Below are 21,953 nucleotides of genomic sequence, written 5' to 3'. Positions count from 1 at the left end.
CAGCCATGCGCCGCTGGAGAACCGAGCGTGGCGTTGGCCTGCATGACCCGCAGGTCAACGAACATCACCTGCAGGCCAACGGCCTGCCAGAGGACGGTCGGCTGCGGCTGCTCAGTTTCAATATCCAGGTCGGCATCAGCACCGAGCGTTACCGGCACTACCTGACCAAGAGCTGGCAGCACTTGCTGCCGCACACTGGGCGGGCCGGCAACCTGCAGAAGATTGGCGACCTGCTCGCCGACTTCGACCTGGTCGCCCTGCAGGAAGCCGATGGCGGCAGCCTGCGCTCGGGCTACGTCAACCAGGTCGAGCACCTGGCCCAACTCGGCGCTTTCCCTTACTGGTACCAGCAGCTCAACCGCAACCTCGGGCGCCTGGCCCAGCACAGTAACGGTGTGCTCAGCCGCCTGAGGCCGCAACTGCTTGAAGATCATCCCCTGCCCGGCCCGGCTGGACGCGGAGCGATCCTGGTGCGTTTCGGCGAAGGTGAAGACGCCCTGGTCGTGGTGATGATGCACCTGGCCCTGGGCTCCAAGACCCGTGCCCGCCAGCTTGCCTACATTCGCGAACTGATCGGCGGCTACCGCCATCAGGTACTGATGGGTGACATGAACACCCATGCCACTGACCTGCTCGAACACTCGCCGCTGCGCGATCTGGGCCTGATCGCACCCCAGGTTCAAGCCACCTTTCCCAGTTGGCGGCCACAACGCTGCCTTGATCACATTCTGCTCAGTCCAAGCCTGACCCTGGAGCGGGTCGAGGTTCTGGCCCAGCCTATTTCCGATCATCTTCCGGTCGCGGTTGAGATTCGTTTGCCTGATGCCCTTGCTGTGGATACGCTGCCCGCTTTGAGCTAATTGCCATCACCCTCTGCGGACCCAGGCATGACCGACGAAGCCCAGCGCTGGAAAGAAAAATACCTCAAGAGTATCGAACAGCAAGAGAAGCTGGAGCGCCGTTGGGAGGCTCGTCTCGACCTGTTGCGCCGTGGTCTTGTGCGCAGCACCCTGGCCGCCGAAGGCAGCGACCGTGCGGTAGACCAGTGCATGAAGGAAATGCGCGAGGTGATCCGCACCGACAACATGGACGCCGCTCTTGCCGGCTTGATCCCGCGCCTGGAAAAGGCCGTGCTCGATTCCGAGCAGCGCCGGGAGACCCGTATTGCCCAGGTCACCACTGCCCTCACCTCGCTGGTCAGCCAATTGCAGACCCTGCCGTTGCCCAGCGACGTCAGCCGGCCGCTGAAAAAATTTGCCAAGCAGGTCGAGGCCCGTGCCAGCCAATCCCGCGAGATGCCCTTGCTACTGGGCGAGCTGAGCGGTTTGCAGGGCCAGGCGCTGTCGGCGCTGGAGCGGCCGGAAGAGGCGCAGCGCCCCGGCTTGCTGCAGCGTCTGTTCGGTAACCGCGAAGCCGAGGCAGAAACCCTGCAACCGGCGCTCGCAGGCACGGCCGTAGCCGCACCTGAGGTCAGGGAGCAGCCTGCGCCTGTGGTGCATGACCCCCTCGCTATCGATATCGATGAGCTGCAGCCCATGCCGGCTGCTCCAGAGGTACTCACCGAAACAATCGAGCCTGCGTCAGCCGAACCTGAAGTTAGCGAAGTGCCGCAGGTTGAGGCCGTGCTTGAGCCCGAGCCGGTTGCAGAGCGACCAATCGAGCCGGTAGCCGAAGCCGAGCTGCCAGTGCAGGGCGAGCCTGTCCCGCCAGAGACTGAGCAGGATGTACTGGCCTTGCTCGAACACAGCCCTGACGAGCCGCAGACTGACGCGTCAGAAGCCGAGCCCGTGGATGACGAAGAGGCGCAATATGCCCTGCCCGACGGCACCGAGCCAACCTACAGCTCGGTCGCGGCACATATCGAAGACACCCTGCTTGGCCTGCTCGACGACCTGACCCTGCCTGAACGCCACAAGGCCCAGGCGCAGTCGATGCGCGAGCGCCTGGAGCACGGCCTGAACTGGTACGAGCTGCTGCCGGTACTGGATGACCTGGCCGTGCTGATGCTGGCAATCAATGACAGTGGCCAGCACGAATTCGAAGCCTACCTGCAGCAACTCAACGAACGCCTGGAGTCGTTCCAGAGCCATCTGCACGAAGCCAGCGAAGGCCATGCCGACAATACCTCGGCATCCCGCGACCTCGACAGCCAGTTGCGTGAGCAGGTCGATGGTCTGCAAAGCAGTGTGCAGGGCGCGGCTGACCTGGGCAGCCTCAAGCACATCCTCGAAAACCGCCTCGAAGGCTTGCTTGGCACGATGGACGAGCACCAGCAACAGCGCGATCAGCGCGAGCAGGACATGGCCAACCGCCTGCAAGGCCTGGCCGAACGGGTGGCAAGCATGGAGCAGGAAGCCCTGGGCTACCGCGAGCACCTTGAAGAACAGCGCCAGAAAGCCCTCATCGATCCGCTCACCGGCCTGCCCAACCGCGCCGCCTGGTCGGAACGGGTTGATCAGGAAGTGCTGGAATGGCAGGAAAACGGCGGCCATCTGTTAATGGCGATCCTCGACCTCGACCATTTCAAGCGTATCAACGACAGCTATGGCCACCTGGCCGGCGACAAAGTCCTGAAAATTGTCGCCAGCGTGCTGCGCAAGCGCCTGCGCAGCAATGATTTCATCGCCCGTTTTGGCGGTGAAGAATTCGTCCTGCTGATCCCGCAAACCTCGCTGCCTGCCGGCTGCCAGCTGGCGGAAACCTTGCGTGCAGCCATCGAAGCCTGCCCGTTCCACTTCAAGGGTGAGCGGGTGACCATCACCCTGTCCATCGGTATCAGCGCATTTCGCAGCGGTGAACGCAGCGAAGTGGTGCTCAAGCGGGCCGATGAAGCGCTGTACCGGGCGAAACATCTTGGTCGAAATCGCGTCGAACAGGGCTGAGTGGCAAACGCGAGGATACGTTAAGCTTACGCTTTGCAGACTCTCATCACAGTGCCCTCTCCATGAAAGCGTTTTTCACCGCCCTCCTGCTGCTGACGCTGGCAGGTTGCGCCAACGGCTTGCGGATCGACCGCAGCCATACTTCGGTCAACCAGGACGAACGTATCCAGTTCGTCGTCCTGCATTACACCAACGCTTCGCTGGAGCGCTCGCTGGCCTTGCTGACTCACGGCGAGGTCAGCAGCCATTACCTGATTGGCGACTCGCCGGCGACCGTTTATCAACTGGTCGACGAGAGCCGCCGTGCCTGGCATGCCGGTGACAGTCAGTGGGATGGCCGTACCTGGCTCAACTCCACCTCCATTGGTATCGAGATCGTCAACCCCGGCTTTACCGACACGCCAACCGGGCGGGTCTGGCACCCTTATACCGAGGCACAGGTCCAGGCGTTGATCGTCCTGCTCAAGGACATCGTCAAGCGCAACAACATCAAGCCTCGCTACATCATCGGCCACAGCGATATCGCGCCGCTGCGCAAACTCGATCCGGGCCCGATGTTCCCCTGGAAGCGCCTGGCAGACGCGGGGCTTGGGGTCTGGCCGAATGCACAGGCCGTGGCCCAACAGCAGGCGTATTTCAGCGTCAACCCGCCGAGCATCACCTGGTATCAGCAACAGTTGAAGCGCTTTGGCTACGCCATCGAGCAGACCGGTGAGTACGATGTCAGTACCAAACATGTGCTGGCGGCTTTCCAGATGCGCTTTCGCCCGCAGCGATTCGATGGGACGCCGGACGCCCAGACGGCCGCCATGTTGCAGGTGCTCAATAGCCGTCGTTGAGCCCCACCGCCCAACGGGCAGGCTGACTTGACTGGCAGTTGCTATACCTCTTGGTATTCAACTGGATAATTATTGATGTCAGCTGCCCTCTCCGTGCTGCGCCATTTGCTCTATCGTCCCTGGTTACTGGCCACACTCGCGGCTACGGCCAGCGCGGTCCTGCTGCTCACCGCCAGCTTTGGCGTGGCAATGCACCAGATGCAGCAAAGTGAAATCGAGCAGATGAACGCCAAGGGCGAGCGCTTTCTCGCCCGCCTGGAGCAGATATTCGGCCAGCTGCGCGAAGGTGTCGATCAGTTGCAGTCGCAACCGGTGCGAGGTTGCGATGCCAGTATGCTGACGGCGTTGCAGCAGGTCGCCTTCAATTACCGCTTCGTCTACGAGGCCGCTTACGTCGATGGCAACATCGCCTGTTCCAATCGTGTCGGCGAGCGCGCCATCAACCCGCTACGCCCTGCCGATATCCAGGGGCCGACCTACAGTTACTGGCTCAACACGACCACCGAACCCGATGACAACCTGGCGGCGCTGATGCTTGGCCGCGGCAAATTTTTGGTCGCTACTTCCCGCGGGCACATCACCGACGTGGTTGACCTGCCGCCCGAAGGTAGCCTGCTGGTGGTGCTCGACAACGGCACACGAGCGGTACCGGTTCTCGGCCCGCCGCAGGTCTGGCCGCCGTCCGCCGACTGGCCGCCTGCGTCCAGTGGTTCGCTGCTGGAGTTGCCTGACCGGCTGATTTATCGCATGCCGACCAAGTCACCGGACTATCAGCTGGTGCTGATCGCACCCCGCGCGAGCATGCCGCTGAAGATGAACGGCATTCTCTGGTTGCTGTTTCCCGGCAGTCTGGTCCTGGCCTGGTGCATTGGTTGGCTGGTGTTGCAGCTTATTCGACAACGTCGCTCGATGAGTTCAGAGCTGCAAGGTGCGCTGCGTCGTGGCGAGCTGCAGGTGCTCTACCAGCCGATTTTCGAGCTCACCAGCCGCCGCTGTGTCGGGGCTGAAGCCCTGGTGCGCTGGCGTCGCGCGGACGGCACGCTGACCAGCCCGGACCTGTTCATTCCGCTGGCGGAGAACACCGGGCAGATCCGCCAGATCACCGATTTCGTCCTGCAGCGGGTGCTGGAGCAACTGGGCCAGTTGCTGCGCGCCAATCGCCAGTTGTACATCTCGGTCAACCTGGCTGCTTGCGATGTGATGGTGCCGAGAATCGGCCGGGTGGCGGCGCGCTTGCTGGCCTTGCACCATGTCGCAGCCAGCCAGATAGCCTTCGAGGTCACTGAGCGCGGGCTGATCGATGTCGTTGTGGCCCGGGACAACCTGCAAGCCTTGCGCGCTGTTGGGCATCAGGTGCTGATCGACGATTTCGGCACCGGCTATTGCAGCCTGGCCTACCTGCAAACGTTGCCGGTTGATTGCCTGAAGATCGACAAGGCGTTTATCGATGCCCTGGGCCATGATGCGGCCAGCAGCGGGGTGGCGCCGCACATTATCCGCATGGCCCACGCTCTGCAGTTGCGGGTGATTGCCGAAGGCATCGAGTACGAAGACCAGGCCTTGCTGCTCAACAGTGAAGGGGTCAATTACGGTCAGGGCTGGTTGTTCGCCCATCCGCTCAATGCCCGCCAGTTCATCGAACTGATCACCCGCGGCCGGCGTCTCGGGCCCCGACGCATCGACGACGAAGCCTGAGCCGCAGGCGATTCAGACCGGCAAGGCCATATAGAACTGCGTACCCTGGCCGGGTCGTGAATACACACCCATGCGCCCGCCGTGCAGTTGGACAATCTCCTTGCACAGTGCCAGGCCCAGGCCGGCGCCACCCTTTTTGCGTCCGACCTGGACGAACGGCTCGAAGATCCTGCCCTGCTGGCCGTAGGCGATGCCTTCACCGTTGTCTTCGATACTGATGATTACCCGCTCGGCGTGGCGGCGCGCATGCAAGCGGATGCGCCCGGCAGTTGGCGTATGGCGCACGGCGTTGTCGAGCAGGTTGTCCATGACCCGGTCCAACTGCGCCGGGTCGGCCTGGATGCGCGGCAGGGGCGCGGTAAGTTCGACCAGCAGCTCGATCTGCTTGTCGTTGGCCGCAGCGGTAAAACGCTCGCAGGCACGGCCCAGCAATTCGTCGATGGCACAGGGGGTAAGTTCGAGCTTTTGCAGGCCGCTCTGGTAACGGGAGAAGTTCAGCAGGTCATTGATCAACTGGTTCAGGCGCTGCATCTCTTCGCTGATAGTGTCGGACAAGTCCGCTTCCCGCGAGCCAGGGGCAAAGCTCAGGCGCTCGCGCAACAGGCCGAAGGCCATGTGCATGCCGGTTACCGGCGTGCGCAGTTCATGGGAAGCGCGCAGGACGAACTCGCTGCGTACCCGCTCGAAGGCGCGTTGTTCAGTGACGTCGTGCAGCACCATCACTGCGCCGAGGATTTGCCCTTGCGGGTGGCATACCGGGGTCAGGCTGTAGGACAGCAGCCGGGTTTCTTCATCTATTTCCAGGCTGAGGTCGTCGGGTACCCGGTCCAGGGTGCCGCCGCGCAGCACCAGGCGCAGCTGTTCATCCAGCTCCGGGCGTTGCAGCGCATCGCCAAGCCCGGTACCCAGGCGGGTATCTTCCCAGCCCAGCTGGCGCTGGGCGACCGGGTTGAGGTGCTCCAGATGGCCTTGGCGATCGATGATCAGCAAGCCGTCGTCGATACTGTCGAGCACCGCTTGCAAGCGCTGCTGGCCGGCCAGCACTTCGTCGATGTTGGTCGCCTGATGCTTGCGCAAGGCTTCGGCCATCAGGCCAAAGCGACGGGTCAGCTGGTTCAGCTCCAGCGCGTGGGACACCGGCAGGGTGACCTCGAAGTTGCCCTGGCCGATCTGGTCGGCGGCTTTAGCCAGTGCTTCGATCGGTTGGCCGACCCGGCGGGCGATACCATGGGCGGTGACAAAACCGAGAATCAATACTGTCAGGCCAACCAGGCCGAGCAAGCTGCCAATCAGCAGGGCGCGAGCATGGGCTTTCTGCTCGCTTTCGTTGATGTGCTGCAACGCGCGCTTGTGCGACTCGACCAGGTCGGCGCGCAGTAGATTGAAGGCGTGGCCCAGCGGCTGGTCGGCGCCCAGGCTTTGTGCCGGAGCGCTGCTGCTGCGGTAGGCCTGGAGGAACGCCTGGTAATCGATGTTGGCCTTGGCAAAGCCCTGATCGCCAGGGCTGTCATCGTCATGGTTGATGCCTTCGTCCAGCAGTTGCTGGAACTGACTTTGCAAGTTTTCGAGGGCTGGTTTGTCCGGGGCGGCGTCCAGCAGCAGGGTCAATTGCTCGCCCAGGTTCTGCCGCAGCTTCAGGCCCAGGTCGAGGGTTGTCGAGTTTTCTCGCACTAGCGCCTGTTGCGCACTGGCCATTTGCAGCACGCTGACCAGGCCCAGCAGCAAGCCGAACAGGGCGACGGTGATCAATGCTGAAATGCTGAGGAAAAGCCGCGTGCGCAGCTTCATCGCCAGTTTCATAAGTTGTACTGCTTGCGTTTGCGGTACAGGGTCGAGGCGTCGATACCGAGGGTCTTGGCGGCCTGGTCGAGGGTTTCGCTGGTGGCCAGTACCGCACCGATGTGGGCGCGTTCCAGTTCATCCAGGCTCAGCGCTGCGCCAATACGCGGGGCGTTGCTGGCCGGTTGTTCGGCCATGCCCAGGTGGCTGATCTCGACGCGCTCCTGGGCGCAGATGATGCTCGCCCGTTCAACCACGTTGCGCAGCTCGCGGATATTGCCGGGCCAGCGGTAGTTGAGCAGCGCGGCGCGGGCTTCGTCGCTGAATGCGCGGGCCGGGCGTGAGTATTCTTTTACGAAGCGGGCGAGGAAGCGATCGGCCAGGGTGAGGATGTCCTCGCTGCGCTCGCGCAACGGCGGCAGGTGCAGGGTGATGACATTCAGGCGGTACAGCAGGTCTTCACGGAAGCGCCCTTCGCGGACCATGTCCTCGAGGTTGAGGTTGGTCGCGGCCAAAATCCGCACATCGGCGCGGCGGGTTACCGGGTCGCCTACCCGCTCGTATTCCTTGTCCTGAATAAAACGCAGCAGCTTGGGTTGCAGGGTCAGCGGGAAATCGCCGATTTCGTCGAGGAACAAGGTACCGCCGTCGGCCTGGTTGACCCGGCCCAGGGTGCTTTCGCTGGCGCCGGTAAAGGCCCCGCGGCTATGGCCGAATAGCTCGCTTTCCATCAGCTCGGCAGTCAGCGACGGGCAATTGATGGTCACGCAGGCCTTGCGTGCGCGCTTGCTCCAGCCGTGAATGGCGCGGGCCAGTTCACCTTTACCGGTACCGGATTCACCGAGGATGAGGATGTTGGCGTCGGTGGTGGCAACCTGGCGGGCGGTTTCCAGCACCACCATCATCGCCGGGCTGTGCGAGTCGAGGCCGTCCTTGGGTTTGCGCACTTCACCTTCCAGAGCTTCCAGGCGCGCCGACAGCTGACGGACTTCCAGTTGCTTGGCGGTGGCCAGGCGCAACTGATCAGGGCTGCACGGCTTGACCAGGTAATCGGCGGCGCCGGCCTGGATCGCATCCACCGCAGTGTCGACCGCCGAATGTGCGGTGACGATCACCACGCGCATCCACGGCGCCTGAATACGCATCTGCGCCAGTACATCCAGGCCGTTATCTTCACCCAGACGCAGGTCGAGGAAGCACAGGTCGAAGACTTGTCGTTGCAGCAGGGTTTCGGCCTGCGCCGCACTGTTGGCAGTGGCAACGCTGTAGCCTTCGTCTTCAAGACAGTAACGGAAGGTTCGCAGGATGGCGGACTCATCGTCGACCAGCAGAATACGGCCTTGATGCTCCTGGGCTGACTCCATTTCCTACGCTCCTTTAAGAATGATCTAGGTTAGTGTCGGAAAAATCGGGCAAGTTGCATGGTTCATTCTGATTCATTCCGCTGTCTGCATGGTAGCTGTTCGCCCAGTACTTATCTAACTCACTGAAAAACCAGCGGTTGTTGATCTGGAAGGAACTGACACCGGCTCTGCGAGGACAAAAGACTCTGACCCATCGGAGGCTTTTTCATGTCCGCGCCCTATCCGTTGGCAGTCGCTACTGCCCTGTTCCTGCTGCTGCCAATGGTCAGCAGCGCCGCCCAAACGCCTTCTTCCAGCGTGGAGCAGGCGCGCCAGGAAGGTGCCTTGCAAACTGCACTGGCGCTCAACCGTTTGCTCAATCCGTTCAAGATCGAGGTCAAGGTCCTGGGCAGCACGGCGCATTTGCGCGGTGAGGTGGAAAACGAGGTCGAGCGTCAGCTCGCCGAACGCGTGGCCCTGGCCACCCGCGGCATCGAGACAGTGCAGAACGACCTCAAGGTAAATGCCGAACTGATCGAGCAACCGCTGGAGCGGCGCGCCTATGCCCAGCGCCTGGAGGACGCGACCCTCGCCTCGATTATCCGTGCGCGCCTGTTGTGGAGCACCCACACCCAAGCAGCCCCTATAGAAGTGGACAGCCGTGAAGGCGTGGTCACCCTGCGCGGCCAGGTCAGCAGTGCCGAAGCCAAGGAGCTGGCGGGCGTGCTGGCAAGCTCCACCGAGGGTGTTTACCTGGTCAACAACCTGATCAGCCTCAGTGCTGCCGACATGGCCAGGCTGCGCGAAGAGCACCAGGAGCTGATTGCCGATCCGCCGCTTAGCGACGCCTGGATCAACGACAAGGTGCAGACCAGTTTTCTGTATAGCCGCAATCTCGATGGTCCAAACATCAAAGTGGCGACCCAGGATGGCGTGGTGCGCTTGTCTGGCGAGGTGGTCAGCAGTGAGCAGAAGACCATTGCCGTTGAGGTCGCCCGGCAGATTCGCGGTGTGCGCGGGGTGGATGCCGACATGCTCAAGGTGGCCACCAAGGTATCGGGCTGATCATGCAAAACGCACGAGCGCTTGGGCCCGATCGTGCAGGATACGTTTTAGACAGGAACTGACTTTAAAGATAAGTTATTGATTTATAACAATAAAAAATTGTTTCAAAGGCTGGCATGCAGGCTGCAATGACTACACCAAGTCAACAATAAACGCAGCAGGAGGAGCACGGCATGAACCGCCAAACCGCCACCCTAGCGCAGGTTTCCTCGCTTCAGTTGCGCCAGGGCCTGTTTTTCAGCCTGGCGTTGCTGCTGACCCTGATTGCCGGTCAGCTCTATAACAGCTGGGAAAACGCGCGCAGCGCCGAGCAGCTGGTTGCCCAGGCAGCGCTGGTGGCGCAGGTTCAGGCGCAACGCTCCGTTGCCCCGCTGCAGGCCAGGGTCGCACTGTCTACGCCAGTGGCCACCCCTGCCGTTGTTGACACCGCTGCACCACGTGATCGCTGGGTGTTTTAAGCGAGCACCCAAGGACCTCTTCCCAAAACGGTAAGGAGAATCACCATGTTGAGTTGGGCCATCACCTTCCTGATTATCGCCATTGTCGCTGCCGTGCTGGGCTTCGGTGGTATCGCCGGCGCCGCTACCGGTATCGCGAAGATTCTGTTCGTTATCTTCCTGGTGCTGTTCGTGGTGTCCTTCTTCTTTGGTCGCCGCGGTAGGGGCTGAATATGAGCACAACGCTAGGCAGAGCCCTGGTTGCCGCCCTGATCATGGGCGGCAGCGCAGCGGCAATGGCGGCCAATGACGGCCAGGTCCGCGCCAACCAGATTCTTGGCTCGGACCCTGAATACCGGGAAACCTGGCAGGACGTGGTCAAAAACGAAGAGCGCTTGCCCGAATGGGTCCTCAACCTGAGTGGAGCTTCCGAGCAACAGATGTCGGCGGTTGAGGAAGATGGCGAGAAGTATCTGGTCGGACCGTTGTGCGAGTCCGAGCAGAAATGCCTGAACAAGCGTCTGATCGTCGCCTTCAGTTGGGACAAGGACGATGCCTACGGGATGCTGGTGGAAGTGCCCGAAGGCCTGCCGTCCGACAAGTCGCCCACACGCCACGCCGACTACCGTTGGCTGGGCAAGCCGGACGAAGGCATGCAGGCCCTGCTCAAGGAGCAACTCAAGCGTGATCCGAACTGGTACTGAGGTGTTGCTCACACATCAGTACATATATAGAAGCTGAACCTTTTCCCCTTTCAGGCTTCTATGATGCGCCGCCCGAGGAAGGCAGGCGCATGACCAGGGGGCCGGGCTGCTCTGATTGTTTCAGGATCGGAGGGGCCTAGGGGTACAGGGAGTACCTCCGATGAGGGCCGGGTCAGGTGAAGCGGTAGCGGAAGTTCCGGGTCGGGCAACTGCCTTCAGGCAGAAGTGCCCGACCGGACTTCCGTAGCGCTTTTTCAGGCAATCGCCTTATCCCCGCAACAAATTCGTTTTTCCTACCGAAGCTGTCGACGCATATTTTTGCCCGACCGTACATCGATATTTTTTCACCCCGCCGCCCTACCAAAGTCGCAGCGATTTCACGCATTCGGATTGTCGAACAAAGGCCTTTGCCACGCAGGTGGATACCTCTATATCTGCCGGATTATGGCGCTTTGGCCATCGTCGGAATTCCGAACGGTAGGTGAATAACCCATTGTGACGTACGATTTGGCCGATAAACCTCATGCCGATTCGGCATGGGGTAGTCGTTTACGGCATTAGACGGAGCCCCCCCACGTCGGAATAGTTGCGCCTTTTTTCGCTGGCCTGAGCGTTCCTACGCTCGCTTGCGGTGACCTTTTACGATGTCATCGGTAGATAACAACAAACGATACAGATTGCTGGCAACAGCTCTGGGTCGCGGTTATCCGCCTGGTGGCTGTTTCCACTTGAAGAAAAGGTAACGACATGAAGAAGGCAAAGCTAAGCCTCGCCTGGCAGATCCTCATCGGTCTGGTACTGGGGATTGCAATCGGCGCTTTACTGAACCATTTCAGTGCAGAAAAGGCATGGTGGATCAGTAACGTCCTGCAACCTGCCGGTGACATCTTCATTCGCCTGATCAAGATGATCGTCATCCCGATCGTGATTTCGTCGCTGATCGTGGGTATCGCCGGGGTTGGCGACGCGAAAAAACTCGGCAGTATCGGCCTCAAGACCATTATCTACTTCGAGGTGGTGACCACCATCGCCATCGTCGTCGGTCTGGTGCTGGCTAACCTGTTCCACCCGGGCGCCGGCATCGACATGAGCACCCTGGGTACCGTCGACATCTCCAAGTACCAGGCCACCGCAGCCGAGGTTCAGCATGAGCATGCGTTCATCGAGACCATCCTCAACCTGATCCCGTCGAACATCTTCGCAGCGCTGATGCGCGGTGAGATGCTGCCGATCATCTTCTTCTCGGTACTGTTCGGCCTGGGCCTGTCGAGCCTGCAGGCAGACATCCGCGACCCGCTGGTGAAAACCTTCCAGGGCGTCTCCGAAGCCATGTTCAAGGTCACTCACATGATCATGAACTACGCGCCAATCGGTGTGTTCGCGCTGATCGCAGTGACCGTCGCCAACTTCGGTTTCGCTTCGCTGCTGCCGCTGGCCAAGCTGGTGCTGCTGGTGTATTTCGCCATCGCCTTCTTCGCCTTCATGGTCCTTGGCCTGATTGCCCGCCTGTTCGGCTTCTCGGTGATCAAGCTGATGCGCATCTTCAAGGACGAGTTGGTCCTGGCTTACTCCACCGCCAGCTCCGAGACCGTGCTGCCGCGCGTGATCGAGAAGATGGAAGCCTACGGTGCGCCGAAAGCCATCTGCAGCTTCGTGGTCCCGACCGGCTACTCGTTCAACCTTGACGGTTCGACCCTGTACCAGAGCATCGCGGCGATCTTCATCGCCCAGTTGTACGGCATCGACCTGTCGCTGAGCCAGCAGCTGCTGCTGGTGCTGACCCTGATGGTCACCTCCAAAGGCATCGCCGGCGTACCGGGCGTGTCCTTCGTGGTCCTGCTGGCCACCCTGGGCAGCGTGGGTATCCCGCTGGAAGGCCTGGCCTTCATCGCCGGTGTCGACCGCATCATGGACATGGCGCGTACCGCCCTGAACGTGATCGGCAACGCCCTGGCGGTACTGGTAATCGCCCGTTGGGAAGGCATGTACGACGACGCCAAGGGCCAGCGCTACTGGAACTCGCTGCCGCACTGGCGCAGCAAGGAAGCTGTACCGGCTGGCAAGCCTGCCAGCAAGTAAGCGCTAACCTGGCTGTACGAAAAGCCCCGACCTGGTCGGGGCTTTTTTGTTGGACCCGCGATGAAGACGGCGCCTAAGTCGACGTTTATGGCGCGAAGCCAACCCACCCCGCTATCATTTGCGCCATCTTTGGGGGGAATAACGGATGCTCAACGGCCTTTGGCTTGGTTTTTTCATCGTCGCGGCCATCTCGGCCATGGCCCAATGGCTGGTGGGCGGTAACGCCGGGATCTTCGCGGCAATGGTCGAAAGTATCTTCGCCATGGCCAAGCTCTCGGTCGAGGTCATGGTCCTGCTATTCGGTACCCTGACCCTGTGGCTGGGCTTTTTGAAGATTGCCGAACAGGCCGGTATCGTCGAATGGCTGGCCAAGGTCCTCGGCCCGCTGTTCGCCCGGCTGATGCCGGAGGTCCCGCCCGGCCACCCGGCCCTGGGCCTGATCACCCTGAACTTTGCCGCCAACGGCCTGGGCCTGGACAACGCCGCCACGCCCATCGGCCTCAAGGCCATGCGTGCGCTGCAGGAGCTCAACCCCAGCTCGACCACTGCCAGCAACGCGCAGATCCTCTTCCTGGTGCTCAACGCCTCGTCGCTGACCCTGCTGCCGGTGACCATCTTCATGTACCGCGCCCAACAAGGGGCTATGGACCCGACCCTGGTGTTCCTGCCGATCCTGCTCGCCACCAGCGCCTCGACCCTGGTCGGCCTGCTGTCGGTGGCGGTGATGCAGCGTCTGCGTCTGTGGGACCCGGTGGTGCTGGCTTATCTGATCCCGGGCGCCCTGCTGCTGGGCGGCTTCATGGCGTTTCTCGCTACCCTGTCGGCCACTGCGCTGGCGGGCTTGTCGTCGATTCTGGGCAACCTGACCCTGTTCGGTCTGATCATCCTGTTCCTGGTGATCGGCGCGCTGAAGCGGGTGAAGGTCTATGAAACCTTTGTGGAAGGCGCCAAGGAGGGCTTTGACGTCGCCAAGAGCCTGTTGCCCTATCTGGTTGCCATGCTTTGCGCCGTCGGCGTGCTGCGCGCCTCAGGGGCCCTGGAGCTGGCCCTGGACGGCATCCGTCATGCGGTCGCGTGGCTGGGCTGGGATACCCGCTTTGTCGAGGGCCTGCCCACGGCGCTGGTCAAGCCGTTTTCCGGCAGTGCGGCACGGGCGATGCTCATCGAAACCATGCAGACCCACGGCGTGGACAGCTTCCCGGCCCTGGTGGCAGCGACCATCCAGGGCAGCACCGAAACCACCTTCTACGTGCTGGCGGTGTACTTCGGCGCCGTCGGGATCCAGCGCGCCCGCCATGCGGTAGGGTGCGCGCTGCTGGCGGAGCTGGCCGGGGTGATCGCGGCGATCTTCGTCTGCTACTGGTTCTTCGCCTGAAGCTGAGCGGCCTGATTCACCGTCCAGTCGACCAGTTGCTTCATCAACTGGTCGCTGGCTGAGCCGAAGCCGCTGACCACTGCTGCAACCTGCTTTTCGCTCAGCGGCTGGCGTACCTCGAAGCGCTGGCTGGCAAGGATGCGCTGGCTGCGGCCCTGCACCAGGCGGGCGTCGTAGCGGATCACCACGGCCAGGCCATCGGCGCTGTACTCGCTCTGAAAGGCCTGCAGTTCACCGGCAATTTCATAATCGCCTTGCAGGTTGCTGTCGTCGGCGCTCAGGCGCTGCACCCGGCCATCACGCTGGAAGGCATCGAGCATGCGATTGCGCAGCAGCGTCGGCGCCGGGTCGCTCCAGCGCGCGCCTTTGTAGCTGCTGATCAGGTTGCCTTGCGGCACTACGGCGATGCGCGGGCTGTTCAGGGCATCGCTGGCAATCGGCTTGTTGATCCGCAGCGACCACGCTGCGCTGTGCGCCACGCTACGGGTGTTCTGCGCCGAAGGCAGTCGGTAGACATCGGCAGGCTCGGCCTGGGGCAGGATCGAGCAGGCGCTGCTCAGGCTCAGCACAGTGGCGAGGGCAAGGTAGCGGCAGGTACGGCTCATGGCTCGAACTCCTTGTTTTTGTCACGGCCCAGCAGGTAGCCGCTGGGGTTGGCCTCCAGGCGCTGGGAGATACCTTTGAGCGAGGTCAGGGTGTCGCGCAGCTCGCGGATTGCCGGTGCCAGTTGATTGAAGCCCTGGGCGCCGCCGTCGATGGCTTCGCGATTGTCATTGAGCAGCTTGTTGATGGTATCGGTGCTTTGCGCCAGCGACTGCATGGCTTGTTCGGCGCTGCCGAACATCTGCTTGCCCTGGCTGCTGAGCAGGGCGTTGGCGTTGCGCATCAGCTCGCTGGTCTGCTCAAGCATGGCGCCGGCCTGTTTGCCGACCTGGGCCAGTTGCTGGATGCCTTCGCGGATGTCGCCGCGTTGGTCGTTGAACGCACCGGTGGTCTGTTCGAGGTTGCTCAGGGTGTTGCTCAGGCGCGTGACATTGTCCTCGGAGAACAGCTGGTTGGCGTTGTGCACCAGGGCGTTGATGTTGGTCATCAGGTCACTGCTGTCGTCCAGCAGACGCGCGATCGGCGACGGCGAGGCGACGATCACCGGCAGCTTGCCGTCCTTGCCCTTGAGCTCCGGGCTTTGCGGCGTACCACCGCTGAGCTGGATGAACGAGGTGCCGGTGATGCCGGTCAGGGTCAGTTTGGCCTGGGTGTCTTCCTTGACCGGCGTGTCGGCGCTCAGGCGCACCTGGGCCAGGACCCGGCGCGGGTCGTTGGGGTCCAGGCGCAGGCTGGTGACATCGCCAACCTTGATGCCGCTGTACTGCACCGAGCTGCCCCGGGACAAACCGGACACAGCTTCGTTGAAGACCACTTCGTAGTCCTTGAAGGTGCTGTCGACGCTGGACTTGGTCAGCCACAGGCCGAACAGCATGGCGCCGGCCACCACCAGCACGGTGACCAGGCCGATCAGGACATGATGTGCACGGGTTTCCATCTCAGAGCTCCTTGGGCGCTGTAGCGGCCTGGTACGCCGCGCGGCCACGCGGGCCATGAAAGTAGTCGTGAATCCAGGCGTCGTCGGTGTCTTCGACCTGGGCAATGGGCCCGGCCACCAGCACCTTCTTCTGCGACAGTACCGCGACGCGGTCGGTGATGGTGTAGAGGGTGTCCAGGTCGTGGGTGATCAGGAACACGCTCAGGCCCAGGGCGTCGCGCAAGGTCAGGATGAGCTGGTCGAAGGCCGCCGCGCCAATCGGGTCGAGGCCGGCGGTGGGTTCGTCGAGAAACAGGATGTCCGGGTCCAGGGCCAGCGCCCGGGCCAGTGCCGCGCGCTTGATCATGCCGCCGGACAGCGACGACGGGTATTTGTCTGCCGCAGAAATCGGCAACCCGGCCAGGGCCAGCTTGACCCCGGCCAGGTGCTCGGCATCGGCGCGGCTCAGGCCCGCGTGCTCGATCAGCGGCAAGGCGACGTTCTCGGTGACGGTCAGTGACGAGAACAACGCGCCCTTCTGGAACAGCACGCCGAACCGCCGCTCGACCAGCGAACGCTGCTCGTCGCTGGCGTTACTCAGGTCCTGGCCGAAAACCCGCACCTGACCTTCGTTGGGCCGGCGCAAGCCGACGATGCTGCGCAGCAACACCGACTTGCCGCTGCCCGAGCCGCCGACCACGGCGAGGATTTCGCCGCGATAGAGGTCCAGGTCAAGTTGCTCATGCACGCTTTGGGTACCGAAGCGGTTGCAGATGCCCCGGGCTTCGATCACCGCCTCGCGGGCGTTGCTGTTGGCTTCGTTCACCAGCCCATCTCCATGAAGAACAGTGCCGCCACGGCATCCAGCACGATCACCACGAAGATCGACTGGACGACGCTGGAGGTGGTGTGGGCGCCCACCGATTCGGCGCTGCCGCTGACCTTGAAGCCTTCCAGGCAGCCGATGGCGGCGATCAGGAAGGCGAAGAATGGTGCTTTCACCAGGCCGACCAGAAAATGCTGCACGCCAATATCGCTTTGCAACAGCGACAGGAACATCGCCGGCGAGATGCCCAGCGACAGTGCGCAGACCACCGCGCCGCCGATAATGCCGCAGAGCATGGCGACGAAGGTCAGCAACGGCAGGGCGATCAGCAGTGCCAGCACCCGCGGCACTACCAGCAGTTCCACCGGATCCAGACCCAGGGTGCGGATGGCGTCGATCTCTTCGTTGGCCTTCATCGAGCCGATTTGCGCGGTGAAGGCACTGGCGGTACGCCCGGCCATCAGGATCGCGGTCAGCAGCACGCCGAATTCACGCAGGAACGAGAACGCCACCAGGTCGACGGTAAAGATGCTGGCACCAAAGCTTGCCAGTACCGTGGCGCCGAGAAAGGCCACCACCGCACCGACCAGGAAGGTCAGCAAAGCGACGATGGGGGCGGCGTCCAGGCCGGTCTGCTCGATGTGCGCAACCACCGAGGTGACCCGCCAGCGCTGGGGCTGGAACAGGCGCAGAAACAGGGTTTGCAGGATCAGGCCGACAAAGCCGAGGATCTGCAGAGTGTCTTGCCACAGGGTGTCTACCGCGCGGCCGATACGGCTGAGCAACTGGATCAGTACCGAGCGTTCAGGTTGCTTTTGCGGGATGCAGAAGTCCTGCACCGAGCAGTACACCGTCTTGAGCAGCGCCTGGCTGGCAGCCGGCAAATGCGTGGCGGTTTCGGTCAGGCGCGCCAGGCGCTCGGCGCCCAGCAACTCGACCAGCAATGCAGCACCGGCGGTGTCCAGCTTGCCGAGCTGGTCGAGGTCGACCTCGGTAGACGGGTCGTATTGGCCGACCAGGCTGTCGCTGGTGCGCTTGAGGCTGGTGTAGTTGGCCAGGGTCCAGTCACCGACGATTCGCAGCCGTGGCGGGCTGCTTGTGGTGTCCAGGGTGGCGCTGGCGTGTGTAGTCATAGGCTCCATGCAGTCCGACCAACGGTTCGCAGCCTCAGAGCATAGCGTTACTCGGCCGCGGGCGCTTGACCATCGTCAACCACCTTGAAGCGCAGTACGCCGATGACCTGGCCGTCTTCAGTCAGTACCCGCACTTGCCAACGCCCGACCGGGTTGCCGGGGAAGTTCTGCTTGTGGGTCCAGGCCCGATAGCCTTCCTTGCGTCCGCCCTGGATGTCCAGGGCGATGCGGTCGACCTCTTTGCCCTCGAATTGCCAGACGTGGTAGATCCGCTCGTTCAGCCCGCGCGGGGCATTGATCGCGGTAAACGCGTAGAGGCCTGCGCGTATTTCACTGGCCTTGATCTGTTCCAGGCTTTTGCCCGGGGTACGGTTCTCGACCTGGGTGCTGACCGCCACTTCAGTCATCCACAGGGTTGCCGGCGGCACCCAGGAGCGCAGCATCCAGCCGCCGGCACCGACGGCCAGGGTCATCACCACCAGCATGATTCCCCGGCGCCAGTGGCTGATGGGGAAGCTGCTGGCCAGGCTTGGGAACGACAGCAGCATGGCGATGCCCAGGGCCAGCTTGAAGCTCTGCGAGGTGGTCAGGTGCAGGATGATCGGCAGCGCGGTGAGCAGCGCGGCAAACAGGGTCAGGGTGTGCAGCGCCAGGTACAGCCAGCGCCGTGGTGCCAGCCACTTGTAGTACAGCGGGTCGATGATCGAGATCAGCCCGGCTGCGGCGAGGATGCCGGTAAACACCAGTTGGCCGCTGTTCCAGGTGGTGGTGACGAAGAAGAACGGCAGGACGAAGAACAGGCTTTCCTGGTGGATCATCTGCGTCGCGTAGCGCAGCAGCGGCTGGGGGATTTCGCGTTTGAAAACCTTGGCGAAGACCTTGGTGAAGGTGTTTTCCAGCATCAGCCAGATCCAGCTGATGAGCATGACGATGGCAATCCAGCTGGCCAGGCTTTCCTGGCGGTCGACCAGGATGAAGCTGCCGACACCGGAGATGAAACCGCCGAGGGCGATGATCCCAGGGTAGCGCTTGATCAACTCGATCAGGCGCTGGAGGTAAAGAGGCATGAAGGTGTTCGCAAGGTCAGGTAAAAACCTTCACAGGATACTCCATAGCGGGGTTAGTAGAACCTGTAGGACCGGCTTGCCCCACGATGATTTCAGCGGGAACGCCGCCGCCCCCATATCAACACCCCGGCCAACAACACCCCCACCGCCAGCGCCACCCACCCATACAGCTCGTCATAACTGAGCAGCGGCTTCTCGATCCGCACATAGCCAGGCTCGGTCAGCAACTGCTCCAGGGCCCGGTTGGCGTCTGCCAGGCTGATCCTGCGCAACGCCCGCGCCGGATCGGCAAATCGTCCTCCGTCAAAGTCGTTCAAGGCGCCCCAGTAATAATCGGCCAGGGCACTGTTGCCTTGGGTCGACCAGGCTTCGCGGTCGATGGCAGCCTGCTTGATGCGCTGGAAGGTGGCCGGGTCCAGGCCATGTTTGCGCAGGCGTTCGAGCATGGCGGCCAGGGCCTGTTCGGCGGCATCGATATCGGCGCGGTCCAAGTCGGCGCTGAGCACCATCAGCCCGGTATCCCCAAAGCTTTTGCGCTGGCTGAACGGGCCGTAGGAAAACCCGTGCTTGAGCCGCAGCTCGTCGTACAGCGCCCAATCCAGGTAGCGCTGCAGCAGGTCCCAGGTCTGGCCGTGGTCGTTGTCCAGGACGGGCTCGAGGAACAGCCAGTGCAGGCGTGCGCTGTCGCCCAGCCAGCCGCGGGTCAATTCGCGGCGGGTTTCGGCTTTATGCGTGACGCCATCGAGCACCCGCCGCTCACCCGGCTCGACCGCTGCTAGCTCGCCATAGGTGCGTTCCAGGTAGGCTGGCAGCAGACGGTCGAGTCCACCGACGACGATCAGGGTCATGTTGTTGGCCGCGTACCAGTGCTGGCGCAGGTCGTTGACCTCTTCCAGGGTCATGTCCTCGATCGATGAGCGCTCGGCACATTTGAGCCCCAGCTCCACAGCCAGTTGATCGCTGGCCGGGTGGCCGATGTCCTGGCGGTCGAGCCAGCGCTGCAGGTGCGAGTAATGCCCACCGTCTTCGCGCTCGACGATGCGCTTGGACAGCTCCAGGGCCTTTTCATCGATCTGGGTGTCGTTAATTACCGCCAACAGCAGGTCGAGCACCTTGCGCTGGTTGCGCGCCGGCGCTTCGATGACGAAGGTGGTATCGGCGCTGCTGGTATAGGCGTTCCACTCCCCACCCAGGGCTTGCATGCGCTCTTCCAGGCCGCCCTCGCCGCCCTCGTCGATACCGCTGAACAGCAGGTGTTCGAGCAGGTGCGGCAGCTCCTGGCGCTCACAGGGGAAGTCATCGAAGCCGACACCGACCACCAGGCGGATCGACACATGGTTGCGTTCGTAACCTGACTTGAGCACTACCTGCAGGCCGTTGGGCAGCAGGTAGCCTTCGACCTGGGAGCGGTCGAGGGCAAAGCCGGGTGCGCAACCCAGCAGCAGGCATATGAACATCAGGCAACGCATGGCGAGCTTCCTTGCGGGAGTTCTTGGGGTGGAGCAATCACGGTGAATGAGCGTCGTCCGGCACGCTGTCGAGCAGCAGGCCGCCGGTATCGGAGCCGCCCAATACCACATAGGCACTGCTGCAGAACAAGGAGTTCAATCGTTTCATGTCGGCGATCAGTTCCAGGTGCAACGAGCTGGTCTCGATACTCTGCACCACTTTACGTTGCAGTCGGCTGACATGGGCGTGGGCCAGGCGCCGTTCCTGGGCGCGGAAGCGGCGTTTTTCCCGCAGTAGCTGGCGGGCGCTTTCCGGATCGGCACTGAGAAACACTGACAGGCCCAGGCGCAGATTTGCCAGCAACTGGCTGTGCAGGCCGGTAAGTTCTTCCAGGCCAACCTCAGAAAACTCCCGGCGCTGTGAAGTCTTCTGTTGCTGAACTTTGCGCAGCATGCGCTCGATGAGGTCGGCAGCCAGCTTGAGGTTGATCGCCAGTTCAATGATCTCGGCCCAGCGCCGGCTGTCCTGCTCGCTGAGGTCTTCGCGGGGCATTTGCGCCAGGTACAGCTTGATAGCGTTGTACAGCGCCTCGACGTCCTCGCCCAGGCTACGCATCTGCTGGGTCATGGCAGTCTGGGTGCCGCGCAGCACATTGAGCATGGCATCGAGCATGCTGTCGACCAGGTCGCCCATACGCAGGGTTTCGCGCACTGCGTTGGCCAGGGCCAGGCTTGGCGTGGTCAGTGCGGTGGCGTCCAGGTGCCGTGGCCGGGCACGGCCGTTGGTTTCTTCGCGTTCGGGCAGCAGCCAGCGGCACAGGCGGCCCATGGGCGTGACCGTGGGCAGCAGGATCAGGCAGCGCAGGGTGTTGTAGAGCAGGTGAAAGCCGATCACCAGTTCCTGAGGGCTGAAACTCAGGCTGTCCATCCACGCCACCAGCGGATTGAGCACGGGAATGATCAGTACCAGGCCGATCAGCTTGTACAGCAGACTGCCCAGCGCCACCTGGCGGCCGGCGGCGTTCTGCATGCTGGTACTGAGAAAGGCCAGCAGGCCGCTGCCGATGTTGGCGCCGATGACCAGGCCGATGGCCACCGGCAGGCTGATCAGCTCGGCGCCGGCCAGGGTCGCGGTGAGCAACACGGCGGCAAGGCTTGAGTAGGAAATCAGTGCGAACAGGGCGCCAACCAGGGCATCGAGCAGGATATCGCCGGTCAGCGAGGCGAACAGCACTTTCACGCCCTGTGCGTGGGTGATCGGCGCCGCTGCTTCGACGATCAGCTGCAGGGCGAGGATGATCAGGCCCAGGCCGATACCGACACGACCCATTTGCCCGGCGCGGGTCTGCTTGCGGGAAAGAAAGAAGATCACCCCGAGAAAGATCAGCAGCGGTGACAGCCACGACAAGTCAAAGGTCAGCACCCGCGCCATCAGCGCGGTACCGACATCGGCACCGAGCATGATCGCCAGCGCCGGGGTCAGGCCCATCAGGCTCTGGCCGACGAACGAAGTCACCAGCATCGCCGTGGCGTTGCTGCTTTGCACCATTGCTGTGACCAGGATGCCGGCGACAAAGGCCAAAGGTCGCTTGGACATGTTCTGGCTCAGCACCCGGCGCAGGTTCGAGCCGTACACCCGCAGGATACCGGTACGCACGATGTGCGTGCCCCAGATCAGCAACGCCACGGCGGAAAGCAGATTGAGCAGGGTCAGCATTGAAAAGGCCCCCTGTTGAATGTGCCCCAGTGGGGCAAATGGATG

General features: G+C 62.5%; 19 protein-coding genes. 10 read left to right on the top strand and 9 right to left on the bottom strand.

Going from position 1 to position 21,953, the window contains the following annotated elements; all coding sequences use genetic code 11:
* Positions 1 to 5: 5 nt before the first annotated feature.
* The 4 genes from F8N82_RS24380 (at position 6) to F8N82_RS24365 (ending at position 5,416) form a co-directional block, all read left to right on the top strand.
* Complete coding sequence (locus F8N82_RS24380) at positions 6 to 860, top strand: endonuclease/exonuclease/phosphatase family protein (RefSeq protein WP_038997816.1); 855 nt, start codon at positions 6 to 8, stop codon at positions 858 to 860.
* A gap of 27 nt (positions 861 to 887) precedes the next feature.
* Positions 888 to 2,882: a GGDEF domain-containing protein gene (locus F8N82_RS24375; protein WP_038997815.1), complete on the top strand. Its 1,995-nt coding sequence runs from the start codon at positions 888 to 890 to the stop codon at positions 2,880 to 2,882.
* A 62-nt stretch (positions 2,883 to 2,944) separates the two neighbouring features.
* Positions 2,945 to 3,721, top strand: a complete 777-nt coding sequence (locus F8N82_RS24370; protein WP_038997814.1) for an N-acetylmuramoyl-L-alanine amidase — start codon at positions 2,945 to 2,947, stop codon at positions 3,719 to 3,721.
* 75 nt (positions 3,722 to 3,796) lie between these two features.
* Positions 3,797 to 5,416 (top strand): EAL domain-containing protein, encoded by a 1,620-nt coding sequence (locus tag F8N82_RS24365; protein ID WP_038997813.1) that lies wholly within the window; start codon positions 3,797 to 3,799, stop codon positions 5,414 to 5,416.
* Between the two features lie 12 nt (positions 5,417 to 5,428).
* On the opposite strand, the gene F8N82_RS24360 is transcribed toward F8N82_RS24365, so the two are convergent.
* Together F8N82_RS24360 and algB are read right to left on the bottom strand one after the other, a co-directional pair.
* Positions 5,429 to 7,204: a KinB sensor domain-containing domain gene (locus tag F8N82_RS24360; RefSeq protein ID WP_095162563.1), complete on the bottom strand. Its 1,776-nt coding sequence runs from the start codon at positions 7,202 to 7,204 to the stop codon at positions 5,429 to 5,431.
* A gap of 8 nt (positions 7,205 to 7,212) precedes the next feature.
* On the bottom strand, positions 7,213 to 8,559 hold the full coding sequence (algB, locus tag F8N82_RS24355; RefSeq protein ID WP_038997810.1) for a sigma-54-dependent response regulator transcription factor AlgB: 1,347 nt from the start codon (positions 8,557 to 8,559) through the stop codon (positions 7,213 to 7,215).
* Between the two features lie 261 nt (positions 8,560 to 8,820).
* Between algB and F8N82_RS24350 the strand changes: the two genes are divergently transcribed.
* The 6 genes from F8N82_RS24350 (at position 8,821) to F8N82_RS24325 (ending at position 14,198) form a co-directional block, all read left to right on the top strand.
* A complete protein-coding gene (locus F8N82_RS24350) occupies positions 8,821 to 9,603 on the top strand; it encodes a BON domain-containing protein (RefSeq protein ID WP_080764868.1) in 783 nt (260 codons plus the stop codon).
* Positions 9,604 to 9,776: 173 nt separating this feature from the next.
* Entirely contained in the window at positions 9,777 to 10,061 is a 285-nt protein-coding gene (locus F8N82_RS24345) for a hypothetical protein (protein WP_038997809.1), read from the top strand.
* A 45-nt stretch (positions 10,062 to 10,106) separates the two neighbouring features.
* On the top strand, positions 10,107 to 10,271 hold the full coding sequence (locus F8N82_RS24340) for a DUF1328 domain-containing protein (protein ID WP_038997808.1): 165 nt from the start codon (positions 10,107 to 10,109) through the stop codon (positions 10,269 to 10,271).
* A gap of 2 nt (positions 10,272 to 10,273) precedes the next feature.
* Positions 10,274 to 10,744 carry an inhibitor of vertebrate lysozyme family protein gene (locus F8N82_RS24335; protein ID WP_038997807.1) on the top strand — a complete coding sequence of 157 codons (471 nt, stop codon included), beginning with the start codon at positions 10,274 to 10,276 and terminating at the stop codon, positions 10,742 to 10,744.
* Positions 10,745 to 11,491: 747 nt separating this feature from the next.
* Positions 11,492 to 12,823 carry a glutamate/aspartate:proton symporter GltP gene (gene gltP, locus F8N82_RS24330; protein ID WP_038997805.1) on the top strand — a complete coding sequence of 444 codons (1,332 nt, stop codon included), beginning with the start codon at positions 11,492 to 11,494 and terminating at the stop codon, positions 12,821 to 12,823.
* 145 nt (positions 12,824 to 12,968) lie between these two features.
* A complete protein-coding gene (locus tag F8N82_RS24325) occupies positions 12,969 to 14,198 on the top strand; it encodes a nucleoside recognition domain-containing protein (RefSeq protein ID WP_038997804.1) in 1,230 nt (409 codons plus the stop codon).
* On the opposite strand, the gene F8N82_RS24320 is transcribed toward F8N82_RS24325, so the two are convergent.
* The 7 genes from F8N82_RS24320 to F8N82_RS24290 form a co-directional block, all read right to left on the bottom strand.
* Positions 14,180 to 14,803 (bottom strand): ABC-type transport auxiliary lipoprotein family protein, encoded by a 624-nt coding sequence (locus F8N82_RS24320; RefSeq protein ID WP_038997803.1) that lies wholly within the window; start codon positions 14,801 to 14,803, stop codon positions 14,180 to 14,182. The genes F8N82_RS24325 and F8N82_RS24320 overlap by 19 nt on opposite strands.
* Positions 14,800 to 15,738, bottom strand: a complete 939-nt coding sequence (locus F8N82_RS24315) for an MlaD family protein (protein ID WP_038997802.1) — start codon at positions 15,736 to 15,738, stop codon at positions 14,800 to 14,802. The genes F8N82_RS24320 and F8N82_RS24315 overlap by 4 nt, the downstream gene beginning before the upstream one ends.
* A 1-nt stretch (position 15,739) precedes the next feature.
* Positions 15,740 to 16,510 carry an ABC transporter ATP-binding protein gene (locus tag F8N82_RS24310; protein ID WP_371857274.1) on the bottom strand — a complete coding sequence of 257 codons (771 nt, stop codon included), beginning with the start codon at positions 16,508 to 16,510 and terminating at the stop codon, positions 15,740 to 15,742.
* A 29-nt stretch (positions 16,511 to 16,539) separates the two neighbouring features.
* Positions 16,540 to 17,685, bottom strand: coding sequence for an ABC transporter permease (locus F8N82_RS24305; RefSeq protein WP_038997800.1), 1,146 nt, complete (start codon positions 17,683 to 17,685; stop codon positions 16,540 to 16,542).
* Between the two features lie 38 nt (positions 17,686 to 17,723).
* The gene (locus tag F8N82_RS24300) at positions 17,724 to 18,743 is read right to left on the bottom strand and encodes a DUF5924 family protein (protein WP_038997799.1); all 1,020 of its coding nucleotides are present in this window, start codon (positions 18,741 to 18,743) and stop codon (positions 17,724 to 17,726) included.
* Between the two features lie 92 nt (positions 18,744 to 18,835).
* The gene (locus tag F8N82_RS24295; RefSeq protein WP_038997798.1) at positions 18,836 to 20,212 is read right to left on the bottom strand and encodes a M16 family metallopeptidase; all 1,377 of its coding nucleotides are present in this window, start codon (positions 20,210 to 20,212) and stop codon (positions 18,836 to 18,838) included.
* Positions 20,213 to 20,249: 37 nt separating this feature from the next.
* Positions 20,250 to 21,908, bottom strand: a complete 1,659-nt coding sequence (locus tag F8N82_RS24290) for a Na/Pi cotransporter family protein (RefSeq protein WP_038997797.1) — start codon at positions 21,906 to 21,908, stop codon at positions 20,250 to 20,252.
* Positions 21,909 to 21,953 lie beyond the last annotated feature (45 nt).

The sequence above is a fragment of the Pseudomonas fluorescens genome, assembly GCF_902497775.2.
Lineage (GTDB): Bacteria > Pseudomonadota > Gammaproteobacteria > Pseudomonadales > Pseudomonadaceae > Aquipseudomonas > Aquipseudomonas putida_F.
Note: the sequence above shows the minus strand (reverse complement) of the source record. Positions and strands in the feature narration are given on the sequence as shown.

Bases quoted from the DNA above. Each gene is read 5' to 3' on its own strand.
- F8N82_RS24305 (WP_038997800.1), bottom strand. From the start codon at position 17,685: ATGGAGCCTATGACTACACACGCCAGCGCCACCCTGGACACCACAAGC.
- F8N82_RS24320 (WP_038997803.1), bottom strand. From the start codon at position 14,803: ATGAGCCGTACCTGCCGCTACCTTGCCCTCGCCACTGTGCTGAGCCTG.
- F8N82_RS24315 (WP_038997802.1), bottom strand. From the start codon at position 15,738: ATGGAAACCCGTGCACATCATGTCCTGATCGGCCTGGTCACCGTGCTG.
- algB (WP_038997810.1), bottom strand. From the start codon at position 8,559: ATGGAGTCAGCCCAGGAGCATCAAGGCCGTATTCTGCTGGTCGACGAT.
- F8N82_RS24345 (WP_038997809.1), top strand. From the start codon at position 9,777: ATGAACCGCCAAACCGCCACCCTAGCGCAGGTTTCCTCGCTTCAGTTG.
- F8N82_RS24325 (WP_038997804.1), top strand. From the start codon at position 12,969: ATGCTCAACGGCCTTTGGCTTGGTTTTTTCATCGTCGCGGCCATCTCG.
- F8N82_RS24350 (WP_080764868.1), top strand. From the start codon at position 8,821: ATGGTCAGCAGCGCCGCCCAAACGCCTTCTTCCAGCGTGGAGCAGGCG.
- F8N82_RS24290 (WP_038997797.1), bottom strand. From the start codon at position 21,908: ATGCTGACCCTGCTCAATCTGCTTTCCGCCGTGGCGTTGCTGATCTGG.
- F8N82_RS24380 (WP_038997816.1), top strand. From the start codon at position 6: ATGCGCCGCTGGAGAACCGAGCGTGGCGTTGGCCTGCATGACCCGCAG.
- F8N82_RS24360 (WP_095162563.1), bottom strand. From the start codon at position 7,204: ATGAAGCTGCGCACGCGGCTTTTCCTCAGCATTTCAGCATTGATCACC.
- F8N82_RS24335 (WP_038997807.1), top strand. From the start codon at position 10,274: ATGAGCACAACGCTAGGCAGAGCCCTGGTTGCCGCCCTGATCATGGGC.
- gltP (WP_038997805.1), top strand. From the start codon at position 11,492: ATGAAGAAGGCAAAGCTAAGCCTCGCCTGGCAGATCCTCATCGGTCTG.
- F8N82_RS24365 (WP_038997813.1), top strand. From the start codon at position 3,797: ATGTCAGCTGCCCTCTCCGTGCTGCGCCATTTGCTCTATCGTCCCTGG.
- F8N82_RS24295 (WP_038997798.1), bottom strand. From the start codon at position 20,212: ATGCGTTGCCTGATGTTCATATGCCTGCTGCTGGGTTGCGCACCCGGC.
- F8N82_RS24370 (WP_038997814.1), top strand. From the start codon at position 2,945: ATGAAAGCGTTTTTCACCGCCCTCCTGCTGCTGACGCTGGCAGGTTGC.
- F8N82_RS24340 (WP_038997808.1), top strand. From the start codon at position 10,107: ATGTTGAGTTGGGCCATCACCTTCCTGATTATCGCCATTGTCGCTGCC.
- F8N82_RS24300 (WP_038997799.1), bottom strand. From the start codon at position 18,743: ATGCCTCTTTACCTCCAGCGCCTGATCGAGTTGATCAAGCGCTACCCT.
- F8N82_RS24375 (WP_038997815.1), top strand. From the start codon at position 888: ATGACCGACGAAGCCCAGCGCTGGAAAGAAAAATACCTCAAGAGTATC.